The sequence below is a fragment of the Cytophaga aurantiaca DSM 3654 genome (assembly GCF_000379725.1).
Taxonomy (GTDB): Bacteria; Bacteroidota; Bacteroidia; order Cytophagales; family Cytophagaceae; genus Cytophaga; species Cytophaga aurantiaca.
On the sequence record NZ_KB903625.1, the window covers coordinates 46,235 to 59,677 of the forward strand.

General features: G+C 39.4%; 15 protein-coding genes. 7 read left to right on the top strand and 8 right to left on the bottom strand.

From position 1 onward, the window contains the following. Positions 1-60 precede the first annotated feature (60 nt). The 5 genes from A3EE_RS0105025 to A3EE_RS0105045 form a co-directional block, all read right to left on the bottom strand. Positions 61-861, bottom strand: coding sequence for a cbb3-type cytochrome c oxidase N-terminal domain-containing protein (locus A3EE_RS0105025; protein ID WP_245553803.1), 801 nt, complete (start codon positions 859-861; stop codon positions 61-63). Between the two features lie 30 nt (positions 862-891). After that, positions 892-1,098 carry a hypothetical protein gene (locus A3EE_RS0105030; RefSeq protein WP_026209601.1) on the bottom strand — a complete coding sequence of 69 codons (207 nt, stop codon included), beginning with the start codon at positions 1,096-1,098 and terminating at the stop codon, positions 892-894. A gap of 3 nt (positions 1,099-1,101) precedes the next feature. Beyond that, on the bottom strand, positions 1,102-3,231 hold the full coding sequence (ccoN, locus tag A3EE_RS0105035) for a cytochrome-c oxidase, cbb3-type subunit I (protein ID WP_018342352.1): 2,130 nt from the start codon (positions 3,229-3,231) through the stop codon (positions 1,102-1,104). Positions 3,232-3,237: 6 nt separating this feature from the next. Then, positions 3,238-3,399 (bottom strand): cbb3-type cytochrome oxidase assembly protein CcoS, encoded by a 162-nt coding sequence (gene ccoS, locus A3EE_RS0105040; protein WP_018342353.1) that lies wholly within the window; start codon positions 3,397-3,399, stop codon positions 3,238-3,240. A gap of 91 nt (positions 3,400-3,490) precedes the next feature. Further along, a complete protein-coding gene (locus tag A3EE_RS0105045) occupies positions 3,491-5,884 on the bottom strand; it encodes a heavy metal translocating P-type ATPase (protein ID WP_018342354.1) in 2,394 nt (797 codons plus the stop codon). A 170-nt stretch (positions 5,885-6,054) separates the two neighbouring features. On the opposite strand from A3EE_RS0105045, the gene A3EE_RS21190 reads away from it, so the two are divergent. The 6 genes from A3EE_RS21190 to A3EE_RS0105075 all read left to right on the top strand — a co-directional run bounded on the left by A3EE_RS21190 (position 6,055) and on the right by A3EE_RS0105075 (position 9,581). Then, positions 6,055-6,516: an OsmC family protein gene (locus A3EE_RS21190; protein WP_018342355.1), complete on the top strand. Its 462-nt coding sequence runs from the start codon at positions 6,055-6,057 to the stop codon at positions 6,514-6,516. A 241-nt stretch (positions 6,517-6,757) separates the two neighbouring features. Then, positions 6,758-7,075, top strand: coding sequence for an ArsR/SmtB family transcription factor (locus tag A3EE_RS0105055; RefSeq protein ID WP_018342356.1), 318 nt, complete (start codon positions 6,758-6,760; stop codon positions 7,073-7,075). A gap of 2 nt (positions 7,076-7,077) precedes the next feature. Further along, positions 7,078-7,536, top strand: a complete 459-nt coding sequence (locus A3EE_RS0105060) for an SRPBCC domain-containing protein (RefSeq protein WP_018342357.1) — start codon at positions 7,078-7,080, stop codon at positions 7,534-7,536. 279 nt (positions 7,537-7,815) lie between these two features. After that, positions 7,816-8,202 (top strand): DoxX family protein, encoded by a 387-nt coding sequence (locus A3EE_RS0105065; protein ID WP_018342358.1) that lies wholly within the window; start codon positions 7,816-7,818, stop codon positions 8,200-8,202. 187 nt (positions 8,203-8,389) lie between these two features. Further along, positions 8,390-8,968 carry a YdeI/OmpD-associated family protein gene (locus A3EE_RS0105070; RefSeq protein ID WP_018342359.1) on the top strand — a complete coding sequence of 193 codons (579 nt, stop codon included), beginning with the start codon at positions 8,390-8,392 and terminating at the stop codon, positions 8,966-8,968. Between the two features lie 55 nt (positions 8,969-9,023). Further along, the gene (locus A3EE_RS0105075) at positions 9,024-9,581 is read left to right on the top strand and encodes a DUF4256 domain-containing protein (protein WP_018342360.1); all 558 of its coding nucleotides are present in this window, start codon (positions 9,024-9,026) and stop codon (positions 9,579-9,581) included. Positions 9,582-9,772: 191 nt separating this feature from the next. Here A3EE_RS0105075 and A3EE_RS0105080 read toward each other — a convergent pair whose 3' ends face one another. From A3EE_RS0105080 to A3EE_RS0105090, 3 genes are all read right to left on the bottom strand, one after another. Further along, a complete protein-coding gene (locus tag A3EE_RS0105080; protein WP_018342361.1) occupies positions 9,773-10,492 on the bottom strand; it encodes a hypothetical protein in 720 nt (239 codons plus the stop codon). Between the two features lie 58 nt (positions 10,493-10,550). Then, on the bottom strand, positions 10,551-11,282 hold the full coding sequence (locus A3EE_RS0105085; protein WP_018342362.1) for an SDR family NAD(P)-dependent oxidoreductase: 732 nt from the start codon (positions 11,280-11,282) through the stop codon (positions 10,551-10,553). Positions 11,283-11,414: 132 nt separating this feature from the next. Next, positions 11,415-12,317: an SAM-dependent methyltransferase gene (locus tag A3EE_RS0105090; RefSeq protein ID WP_018342363.1), complete on the bottom strand. Its 903-nt coding sequence runs from the start codon at positions 12,315-12,317 to the stop codon at positions 11,415-11,417. A 421-nt stretch (positions 12,318-12,738) separates the two neighbouring features. Here A3EE_RS0105090 and A3EE_RS0105095 point away from each other — a divergent pair, with 421 nt between their 5' ends. Next, entirely contained in the window at positions 12,739-13,443 is a 705-nt protein-coding gene (locus A3EE_RS0105095) for a hypothetical protein (protein ID WP_018342364.1), read from the top strand.

Genomic DNA, 13,443 nt, shown 5'->3' on the forward strand with positions numbered 1-13,443 from the left:
TAGATTTCGCAGAACACTCCCGCCGAGACGGAACCAGTAATGTTACACAACAGTATAAATTTATTTTGCAATGTAGAGCTCTCCTTGTGGAGCTTTCGCTTTCTCAGGATTTGTACCCTTTAGACTCATGATATAACTTGTCAATTGTTGCATATTAAGTGGACTGAGTTGCGACTTCCAAGAGATCATACCTTTTTGTGGTACACCATATTTAATAGTCTTGAAGACATCGGATAGTCCGCCGCCATGCAGCCAGTATTCATCCGTTAGGTTAGGCCCTACTCCGCCTCCACCGGTTTTGCCATGACAGGCAATACAATTTTCCTGGAAGAGTGTATACCCTTCTTTGATACCTGCTTCATCAGACATTTTCACATTCGATTCATCGATGCTGTTAGCGGCATGTTTTCTGTACTCAACCATTTCAGTTTCTGCAACCAGTAACTCCTGATTGTATTCACCGATCTGCAACCTGTCTGTACCTGTAAAATGGTAGTAATATATATAGCCGAATCCAAACACAATGGTTGCATAGAACAAATATTTCCACCAGGGTGGAAGATTGTTATCCAGCTCGCGTATGCCATCGTACACGTGATCCATTAAGATTTCCTCTTCTTTTTCTATGGGTACGGTATCTGTAAGCTTCTGCATGAATCCTTTCAAAGCCGGTTCTTTATCAGGATAAAGAATTCGTTTGAATTGAAGCATTGAAAAAATCAAAAACAGAAATACAACTATTATAAATACCAATGTTCCAATAACAAAGGCGCTCATAGGATCTGAAGGAAGATAGACATACTTTGTTGCCGCTGCCGCAGCTTCTGTAATTGCTGCCGGATCTGCCGTTATTAGTATCATAGATAAGAAGCTCATCGTTGTAAGAATATATTAAAGCGTTTCAGTGTTTGCAATCCTTGTTGCTGGTGTACCATCTTCCAGCGGAAGATGTTCCATTTTTGCAATGAATGCTTTACTACTGCGAATGACCACAATCAGCATAATCATGAAAAACAGAAAGAACAGAATAAATGAAATCACCGGATAGATCTCAATGTTTCCGATAGACGTCATATGATGTTTGATAAATTTCAACATACCTTATTTCTTATTTTGTTGTGTTTCTTTTACCTGAATGTCTGTTCCCATCCGCTGCAGATAAGCTATAAGAGAAATGATTTCTTTTTCCTTCATGGTCTTAATACCTGCTTCTGCAAGATTTGCGGCAATCTCTGCTGATTGTTTATCAAGATCAGCAACAGCCATATTTTCATAACCCGCTGCATACGGCACACCCATTGTACGCATCGCTTTTATTTTATCAACCGTTGAAGAAATATTTAAATTCTTTTCAAAGAGCCATGGATATGCAGGCATGATCGAACCGGGCGACATACTTTCGGGATCAAGCATGTGATTGTAGTGCCAGGAGTTTGGATACTTAGATCCTATTCGATGCAGATCAGGACCTGTACGTTTAGATCCCCACAGATGCGGGTGATCGTATACAAACTCTCCAGCTTTGGAATATTCACCATAGCGTTCGGTTTCAGAGCGGAACGGACGGATCATCTGTGTATGACAATTGTTACAGCCTTCACGTATATATATGTCTCTACCTTCTAATTCAAGTGGTGTATAAGGTTTCACGTTGGCAATTGTAGGGATGTTTGATTTCACAAGGAAGGTCGGAACCATTTCTACCAATCCACCAATAAGCACCACTACCAAACTCAACACCATCAACTGTATCGGCTTGCGCTCCATCATTCGGTGCCAGTGTTCTTTTGAATCCGCTGCTTCTGTATGAATCGGGAATGCTTCCGCTTCTTCATTTGCAAGGAACGATCCTGCCTTTGCCGTACGGAGTAAATTGTATGCCATTACCACTGTACCAACAATGTACATGGCACCACCCAAGGCACGCAGCATGTACATGGTTTTGATCTGTGTTACCGTTTCAAGAAAGTTTGGATACGCAAGCAAACCTTCTTCCGTAAATTCTTTCCACATTAAACTTTGTGTGAAACCTGCCCAATACATCGGCAATGCATAAAATACAATACCTAATGAACCGATCCAGAAATGGAAATTAGCCAGACGTTTTGAATACAGTTCTGTGCGGAACATTTTAGGGAACAACCAGTACAACATACCGAATGTTAAGAAACCATTCCAGCCCAAGCCGCCAACGTGTACGTGAGCAACCGTCCAGTCTGTAAAGTGACTGATCGCATTTACATTTTTCAATGAAAGCATCGGCCCCTCAAACGTTGCCATACCATAAGCAGTAAGAGCAACCACCATAAATTTCAATACCACATCTTCACGTACTTTATCCCAGGCACCACGCAGTGTTAGCAAGCCATTCAGCATACCGCCCCAAGATGGCGCAATCAGCATGATAGAGAATACTACACCCAACGATTGTACCCAATCCGGCAACGCGGTATACAGCAAGTGATGCGGACCCGCCCAGATATATAAAAAAATGAGTGCCCAGAAATGGATGATAGAAAGTCGGTATGAATACACCGGTCTGTTTGCTGCCTTTGGTACAAAGTAATACATCAAACCTAAGTATGGAGTTGTAAGGAAAAATGCTACCGCATTGTGGCCATACCACCATTGCACCAATGCATCCTGCACTCCTGCATACCAGGAATAACTTTTCATAAATGAAACCGGAATTTCAAAAGAGTTTACCAGATGCAGTACCGCTACGGTTACAAATGTTCCAATGTAAAACCAGATGGCTACGTATAAATGTTTCTCTCTGCGTTTCAGAATTGTTGCAAACATGTTCCAGCCAAATACAACCCAGATCAGCGTGATTGCAATATCAATAGGCCACTCCAGTTCAGCATATTCTTTACTGGTAGTATACCCTAACGGAAGTGTAATCACTGCTGAAAAGATAATCAGCTGCCAGCCCCAGAAATTAATTTTACTCAACAGATCGCTGTACATACGTGCCTTACAGAGACGTTGTAACGAATAGTATACACCTGTAAAAATACCATTTCCTACGAAGGCAAAAATTACTGCGTTGGTATGCAAAGGACGAATCCGTCCGAAAGTGGTAAACTCCAGTCCGAAGTTCAATGCAGGCCAAGCCAGCTGCAATGCAGCGGTTAGGCCCACCAGCATACCGATGATACCCCAGATAATGGTTGCGAAGGCAAAATTCCGGACGATCGTATTATCGTAGGAAAACTTTTGTAACTGCATACAATACTATTTTTTTGTTTGTGATTTTTTTTCAGAATCAAACAACATCCGAACAGATGGAGTATATTCATCATCGTACTGACCATTCTTAACAGCCCATAAGAAGGCTCCAAGAAATGATCCTGCAACAAGCAGGCTGCAACAGACCAGAATAATGATTACGTTCATAGTTTGTGTAATTCGTATACAAAGAAAGATACTGCTGCCTACACACGGAATGAGCCACGACAGCATCCGGACTGACAGATATCATTTTTTTTCAGAGAAGCTTAAATCGTTTTGCCCAATAACTGCTCATTGCCGTTACAAACAATACAATAGACACGGAGCTTACCGGCATGAGAATCGCTGCTACAAGAGGTTTAAGATATCCCTGCATGGCGAAATACAATCCAATGAGATTATAGAGCAGCGATACACCCAGACTCCAATACACTGTTTTCGTACAGGCGTTTGCATATTTCAAAAATGCTGGAAGCTTTTGAAAGGAGGCAGCATCTACTATCACATCTGATGCCGGAGAAAAACTTCCGCTGGTTTCTGTCATACTGATACCGCAGGTACTCTGCTGCAATGCACCTGCATCGTTGAGTCCATCACCAATCATGATCACTTTATGTTGTGCAGAAAGCCATTCGATGTAGGCACGTTTGTTTTCAGGCGATTGCTGAAAATGCATGCGGAAAGATTCAACATACCCGCTCAGGAAATTTTTCTCGGCATCGGTATCACCGGATAATATATTCAACTGATAATCGGATTTTAATTCTGTAAGAACTTCTTTCAACTGAGGTCTGTAGGCATTACGACACCTGTAATATCCTTTGATCATCCCGTTTATATTTACATACACACGCGTGCCGTTTCCATCAATCGGACGTTTATCTTGGGATACACCTGTAAATGCTGCAGCTCCGATGTGTATATGCATATTTCCTATTTCACCACTGATGCCCTGAGAAGTGATCTCTGTAAAAGCATCTACAGCGATTCCTTTTTGATCTTTCAGATGATTATCGATCATACGGGATAAGGGATGCGCAGAATTTTGCACCAATGATTTTATCCCCCGTTGTTCTTCAGCAGTAAGTGTTCCTTCAAAAATCACTTCTGAATCAGCCGCAGATGTAAGTGTTCCTGTTTTATCAAAAACAATCACTTTGTTGCCGGAAAGCTTTTCAATGGTTTGCGGGTTTTTTAAATAGAATCCATTGCGGCCAAGTACATTCATGGCATGACCAAAGCAGAACGGAATCGCAAGAGCCAGCGTACACGGACAAAAAATAATGAGCACCGATACTGCCGCATACAAAGCGGTTGATGAACTTGTATTCATCCACCAGAGATAAGTTCCTGCACTCAACAACAATACAGCAATAGTAAAATATTTCCCTATAGTATTTGTAAATTCTGTAATACCATAGCGGGAATCCTTTGTCTGATCTTTGTTCCAGAGCTGTGTAAGATAACTTTCCGAAACCGGGCGGATAATTTTAACTTTGATCGCGGCGCCTTTCTGTCTACCACCTGCAAACAATTGTTCTCCGCTGCTCTTTACTACAGGAATTGATTCACCGGTTACGAAGCTATAATCAATATGTGCGGTGCCTTCCATTAAAATTCCATCTGCAGGGATCAGGTCCTGATTACGAAGCAGGATCAAATCATTCACCTGCAAGTCTTGCAGTGCTACATACGTTGTACCATTCTCTGTCACCTTACATGCAGCCAGAGGAAAATACGATTTGTAATCGCGATCAAAAGATAAAGACGCATACGTTTTTTGCTGATACCATTTTCCGATCAGCAAAAAGAAAACCAATCCGGAAAGCGAATCCAGATAACCATTTCCAGTACCGTTAAGAATTTCAATTGTACTTTGTGCAAAGGCAGCAGTTAATCCCAATGCAATCGGCAGATCAATATTCACCACCTTATTTTTAAGTGCCTGCCAGGCCGATGTAAAATAACCCGAAGCACTATAAAAAAATACAGGCATTGCCAGCAACAAACTCAGTAATGCAAACAGATGTTTCAGATCTCCGTTCTCATCCTGAAAGACCGATAGATACTCAGGTAAGCTCAGCATCATAATATTTCCGAAACAGAAACCGGCAATACCCAGTTTATAATAAATACTTCGCTGCACTGTATGCGTTGTCATCTCCTTACCTTCCATCGTAATCAGCGGGGCATAACCAATGGATTCAAGTAGACCTGCGAGTTCTCGCAACGTAATATCTGTATTGAATTGTACATTCAATTCCTTACGCTGAAACTGAATATCTGCAGTGATAATACCTTTGTGAATGCTATGCAGATTTTCAAGCAGCCAGATACAGGAACTGCAATGAATGGATGGAATATAAAAAGTAATGCCGGAAAGTGTTCCATCCTGAAAGTTCAATAGCGAAGCTACAATCTCCTGATTATCCAGATATGCAAAATCTGTATGGGTGTTGTCTTTTATTTTATTTCCGGGCTGATTCTCCAATGTATAATAGGTACACATAGACCGCTCTTCCAGCAGTTCATACACCATCTTACAACCATTGCAGCAAAAGGATTTATCGTCTAAACGAAACGTGTTACCACGAAAAACTTCACCGCAATGATAACATGTTAGTGCTGTTTCTTTCAATGTCTGTACCATATCGATCGTATTCTAATAGCCTGTATAAACGATGCTAAAACGCTATAATTCACAGTACAAAGTAGAAGAAACGAACAGAAGGGAAGCATGATAAAAATCATTACCTCGACTAAGGTTTATCATCTTTGCTGCTCTTCAGATATGCTATCTTTGAGAATTATCTAAGAACCATGAAAGAATATTTTTACGAAGTACATTTGTCCTGGAAGGAAAAAAGAAGTGGATTGTTACGCTCACCAGGCTTAGCAGAGCTGGAAACATTTTCACCTGAAACACCTGTGTCTGAAGAGAAAAAACGTTGGACACCCGAACAGCTGTTGGCTGGATCACTATCCTCCTGTTTTATGAAAGCCTTCCTGGATTCTGCTGAAGCAGCCGGATTGAAAATCGTTGGTTACCGAAGTCAATGTTTTATAAAAATGGAACAAAGCAAGGATGCATACCATCCTGTTGCAATCTTATTACAGCCTACCATAACATTAAGCGACGAAATGTCACGCAAAACTGCAACCGACTGTATAACCGAAGCCGAATCATTTTTCTGCATGAGCAAAATTTTACGTATTCCCCTAGACATACATCCGCAGGTAGAATACATGCATTCAAAAAGAAGCGTGTATAAAAATTCATAGAGGTAAATTCTAATCTGTTTCAAAATTTCAAAAAACAAAAAACAAATTCCAAACCGTTTCGATAAACAAAATCCTTTTTTAATAAAACCCATCTTTCAAGGACAATTGTGAATTTCTTTGAACCGAACTAATCCTGTCTATCCTGTAATTCCCTTAATCGTGTCCTGCCCCTTCATTTAATTGCACAAACATTTGCGTAGTCAAATAACTTCACATATATTTGTAGTCAAATAACTACACAATGAATTTACGAAGAGACGTATTTCAAGCCATCGCGGATCCTTCAAGAAGAGCCATACTCTTACTGGTTGCTTCTCAGGCTATGACTGCAGGTGCCATTGCATCCAATTTTGATACGGCACGCCCTACGGTTTCCAAACACTTACAAATATTAACAGAATGTGAATTGCTGAAGCAGGAGCAAAACGGCAGAGAAATATACTATCACATCAATGCTAAAAAAATGAAAGAAGTAGCAGAATTCCTTGAGCCCTTCCGAAGCATGTGGGAAGACCGATTCAGCAAGTTGGAAAGCATTATGAAAAAGCATAAAAAATAGTTATGGAACCAAAAACAAAGATTCACGCAGAAGACGGCAAACAGGAACTCTTCATTAGACGTGAGTTTGACTTACCTGTAGACTTACTTTTCAAAGCATATGAAGATGCTGAAATTGTTGAACAATGGATGGGTACTAAAGTAATAAAACTTGAAAGTAAAAAACACGGCAGTTATCAGTTTGAAACTTCGGATCCGAAAGGAAACAAACATTTATTTAATGGCGTGATTCACGAATTTGTTTCGAACAAAAAAATAACACGCACATTTGAAATGGAGAACACGCCCTTCCCTGTTCAGATCGAATATTTAGAATTTGAAAAGCTAACAGCAGGCACCAGCAAACTCACCATGCAGATCGTATATAAATCTGTTGCAGACAGAGATCGCATGCTGCAGCTCCCGTTTGCACAAGGAATAAATATGGCGCATAATAGAATACAGGAGATATTAAAGCGATGAACAGTTTTCCTTTCTTAACTCAATTCATCTTTCTCTTTTATTCTTCTGTTCTTTTGCCTTGATGCAAAAGAACCAAAAAATCAAGGCTGATTTCAAATAAGCTAAAATTTTGGTTCATTCCGCGAACGCTACAAAATCGTCCTGGAAAAAGGACTAGTTGTAGCGTTCAAAAAGCTCCATGAACCAAAATTTCTTAACGCAATTTGAAATGAGGCCGTTGAATGTTCTTGGTTAAGATCTCGTAAAAATTAATACTTACTAAATTAAACTAAATATACTATGTCAAAAACAAACAAAATCATCTATTGGATTGCAACCTGTTGGTTAGCGCTAGGAATGACTTCCACCGGTATTGTACAACTAATTAAAATGAAAGAAGAAGCAGATATGATGGCACATTTAGGCTACCCGCTTTACTTCCTTACTATATTAGGTATTTGGAAATTGTTAGGTGTTGTTGCTATACTTGTTCCGAAATTTCCTCTGGTAAAAGAATGGGCTTATGCAGGTTTCTTCTTTGCCATGTCGGGTGCACTCTTTTCGCATGCAGCAACGTGCGACAAAGAAGCACTGGCCTATTTCGGTCCATCGTTATTATTGGTGCTTACAGTAACATCCTGGTACTTCAGGCCAGCAGATAGAAAAACAGGCGTGGTGAGTTTGTAAAATTATCCGTCCCATAAATGGGACGGCAATGAAAGCCAGGCAGTTGTTATTATTAAGGTTTTTCCGGCTTCCATTACTGTTGACTTTTAGTAAACAGTAATGGAATTTATATCAATCAATTCAACAAAATTCTTTGAATTAAGCAACATCATTCATAATTTATAATTCATAACTCATAATTAGAAACATGAATCCAAAAGTTGATTTTTATTTCACGAAAGAAAAGAAATGGCAGAAAGAAATTGAACAATTAAGAGAGATTGTTCTGGACTGCGGACTGGATGAGGTTCTGAAATGGGGCTGTCCGTGTTATACACATGAAAACAAAAATATTGTATTGATCCATACATTCAAAGAATATTGTGGCTTGTTATTTTTTAAAGGTGCGTTATTAAAAGATCCGAAAGACATTCTGATCCAGCAATCAGAAAATGTGCAGGCAGCACGACAGATGCGGTTTACATCTGTTCAGCAAATAACAAAGTTAAAAGCCGCAATCAAGTCCTGCATCAAAGAAGCCATTGCCGTTGAAAAATCAGGAGCGAAAGTAGAATTGAAAAAGACTTCGGAGTACACCATGCCGGATGAATTTAAAGCGGTGTTAAAAGATGATGCTGCATTGAAAAAAGCATTCAATGCCTTAACTCCCGGGAGGCAGCGCGGATACTTGCTTCACTTCTCTTCTGCCAAACAAACGAAAACACGTGAAGCACGTATAGAAAAATGTATTCCGGATATTATGGAAGGCAGAGGTTTGAATGATTAGAAAGTCTGAACCATTGATGAAATTGATTTGATTGATAAAAATTGATATTGATAATATGAAAAAGAAATTATCTCCTGCACAAAGCAAAGAACTTCTTGATACACTTGCTTTACGTTTTGAAAAAAATATGGCGCGTCACAAAGGCCTCGACTGGTCAAAGGTTCAGGCTAAAATTGAAAAGAGTCCGGAGAAATTGTGGTCACTGAATGAAATGCAAAATTCAGGCGGAGAACCGGATGTTGTTGGCTTCGACAAAAAAACATCTGAATATATTTTTATGGATTGCGCAGCAGAAAGTCCGAAGGAACGCAGAAGCATCTGTTACGATCACCAGGCACTGGAATCACGCAAAGAAAACAAACCTGCAAACAGTGCTGTTGAAATGGCTTCAGAAATGGGCATTGAACTGTTAACAGAAGAACAATACAGAGAGCTGCAGCAACTTGGAAAATTTGATTTGAAAACATCCAGCTGGATTCAAACCCCTGCTCCGATCCGAAAACTAGGTGGTGCACTTTTTTGCGACCGTCGTTATGATACCGTTTTTCTATATCACAACGGTGCAGAATCGTATTATGCTGCAAGAGGATTTAGAGGTGTATTGAAAGTATGATTGTCTGAACCGTTAATTAAACTGATTTATATGATTACGCTGAAACGCTAACGAACAGCATTCTGAAACACATTTCTTCAATCATCTAATTTATTTAAGAAATGAAAAATTAAAGCTATGCTATTTAACAATGAACAATCATAGTGAATCATAAAAATCAGCTTAATCAACGGTTCAGACAATAAGCTATCTCACCGCCACCCACGCTCTAACTGCTCCAGAGAAATACTTTTAGCATTCATATATATATAAGGCTCATCCCAGGAAAAACTTCTAAGTCTAATTGTATAGTCTTTATCTATATAAAAATATTGCTGAGCACAATACTCGAATTTTGCTTCAAACAGATAAATAGGTACAAATCGTATATCTTTCGTTTTACGATCATATAAAATAAGGTTTCCATATTCACCAACGTAAACATCATTATAAGGCTGAAGCATGTATGAAAAATAAACCTTATACTGTTTAAAATCCGGCAACCTGAATTTTATGTTTTTTACGATCCGCAAACCAGTACTATCCTTCCCCACTAAACTTGTATCAATGATATTACTGTAACTAGGTAGTGAAAAATAATTCTCAGAATAATAATACTGTCCTTTATTATATAAGAAATTATCATTCGCATTTCCATAGTCACTATTCTTTGGATTGTTGTCTCCATCATTTTCCGCAGTACCCGATTCCCATCTTTTAGGAAATTTGAATGCAAATAAATCAGCATAACCCAATGGCAATTCTTTGAATAAAAAAGTATCAATAACAACAATTGTTTCAAGTGAATCTTTTTTATCAGACAGCTTTTTTTGTATGCTGTCATTTGTAACGATCTTCTCAGATTGATTAGTTGATTCAGTGCATGAGATGATCATTAAAAAAGAAATGATCCCGATAAGTTTAACTGCCATATAAAAATTGTTTTAGTGAAGATAAAAAAATATTTTCTTGAGATAAGCGTGTATAAAATCATTCCGAAAACCGCACACCACTCACCTGTTCACACAAGTTCAGTAGTTCATCCTGTAACTTACTATTCATAGCTTCTGCATGGCAGCGCTGTTCTTTTTTGTGGTGAAAATAACGACCGCTTACTTTTGCTTTGTCGTCATTGCTTACCGCAAGCCACACCTGTGTCTCTGCACCTTTGTTCAGATCATCCGGCGCACCTTTACCACCCATCTTAGTTGGTACCCAACCCGGATTGACAGCATTGGAAAACACCTCCGGCCACTTGCGTGCTGCTGCCATAGACAATAGTACGTCATGAAATTTTGTATCCGAATAATTGATGCGATCTATATGCGCTGCATCCGGCAATGTTGAACTTCCCTGTACGTGCATGCCTGAACTCATGTAAATAAGACGCTTCGGTTTTTCAATCAAGCACGTTAACATATAAGGTGCGAGCGTATTAACATAAAACATTAACTGGGGTTGTTGATTGTATATACCTGCATTGTGTATGACAGTATCAAAGTGGCCTAGTGTATTTACTTCTGCAGCCAGCTTTTTTGTTTCTTTGATATCGGATAAATCCGCGATCAACACCTTTTCGGCAGACGGCACTTTATGCAACGCTTCCTTCCCACGTTCTGCATTGCGCGCGTGCAATACAACCTGATGTCCCTGATCAATTAAAAACTTTGCAGCCAGCTGACCGAGCCCATCGGCTGAACCTGTAATAAATATCCGAGCCATTTCTATTGGAGTATTGTTATTGATGCAATTGCAATATAATTGAAAGTTTTATGAGCAGTCAGAAATCCTTAAAAAATAAAAGCGCTGAAGAAAAATTTCAGCGCTTTTCTAAATACATTAAATCCGCAAACATTATTTCTTTTCAAAAACCAATCTGTAGTGATCCCATATACCGCGTTCGAATGCAACTTTGATAGGAGCTATTTTCAGATTGTCTAATCGTTTGCGCATGGATGCATCTGCAACAAAACGCGGAAGCAAGGATAAATATGCAAGGTATTTTTTTATGCCGAAACTTGTCAGTCTTTTTCTCCAGACATTGATCGTTTCAATGTAATCCAATTTGCCGCTGTGTTCCGTTACCAGATTAAAGTATGGAGCAGCATTCTGAATGATCTGTTCTTTCCCGTACGGCAGCCATGAACCTGGAAATTCATTCATAATAAGTGCCATCAAGTATTCATTAGAATCTTTCGGCGCATTAATATCGAATGCCTCCAGGGGGATCATGCCGTTTTCAAATACCATCGTCTGGATGAAGCATCTTCCTCCAACAGGAAGCAGATCGCTTACTTTTTTAAAAAATTCCTGATACACCTGATCCTGTTTGCCTTCCTTGTATTCATCAACAGAACAGAAATGTTCAAACGCTCCGACTGAAACAACGGCATCGAATGTTCCAAAAGTAGAAGGAGTCAGATCGCGGTAATTTTTAATGTGAACATCAAATCCCTTATGTTTGCAAGCTGCATACTGACCTTGAGAAAGCGTAATGCCTGTTCCTTTCGCATTGGCATGACGAAGTCGGTTTAACACAGGGCCCCAACCGCAGCCAATATCCAGCACCTTACTCCCGGCATCAATATTTAAATGCTCTAATATAAAATCGTGCTTCCGTTTCTGAGCCTCTTCCAGAGAAAGAGAAAAATCGCCATTGTAACGAGCGCCTGTAAAATCAGCCATCTCACCTACACTCAACCTCCATATTTTGTCCATAGTGGTGTAAGAGTAATCAATTTCATGTTGTGTTGCCATAGTAGTAAAAGTATAATTGTTTAAGTTAAAAGATAACAGAAGATCATATTGCGTGTTTAAACACCTTGTATGCCTCCAATAGCTTATAATAAGTTACTTATTGATTTTAACAGATGCAAGCCCCCCTGTGAATTTCAAATGAATTCAAAAAGTCTGATAGAAACGCGGGGACATTAATAAGAATCGTCAAAATCATCTCTACCCGTAACGTATATCGTGTCTATTTTTATTTTTGAATCATTGCATATTCCCCTAAAAAAGGTACTTTTACAATGTATTTAATATCATGGTATTAAATTACGGAATAATGCATTTTGTTGCTCTCAGGGCAGTATATTGATCTTTTCCCCGAATAAATTTCCATAAATATCCTGAATGCTGTATTCCGGATACCCAGCAATACAAAATAATCTAACAACGAATGAGACGTTTCCTCTTACTGTTCTGTTTCTGTATACTAACAGGCTGCTTATATTCCTGTTTTGAAATCAAAGAAAACATCCGCATCAATGAAAACGGTTCAGGCACGTATTCTTTCCTGATGGACCTGTCTCAGATGAGAGCGCTCTTCGGTATGAGCCGCGACTTCAAACGTTCTATGGGCGATACCTCTGCACGTGCACGCAATTCAGCTCCTATGAACAATCCATTGATCCAGATGAAAGCCAAGTTTGATGGACTGCAGTCTACGCTGGAAGCGGTGCCGGGAATTACAAACTATAAAACGGTTTGTGATACGACGAATTACATCATTGGTGCAACGTATTCTTTCGCAACGATAGAATCGCTGAATAAGTCTATCAACGTGCTCCGCAACTCCAACACTACCGGAGGCACTACTACCGATATGATCCATTACGCATATGATAACAAACATTTTGAAAAGGTCAACGATATCTCCAAAGCCAATGTTACCGGATCCAGCAGTAAGAACGACAGTCTTACAACCGAGCTGTTCAGAGGCTCTCGTTATACATTAACCTGTACGTTCGACAAAAAAATAAAAGAGGTAAGCAATCCATTATATTTTATAAGCGCAGATGGTAAAACACTTCTGTACACCGGATCTCTGCTGGACATCATGAATCAGAAAACCAATATTGGCAGTACGGTCATCTTACACTAA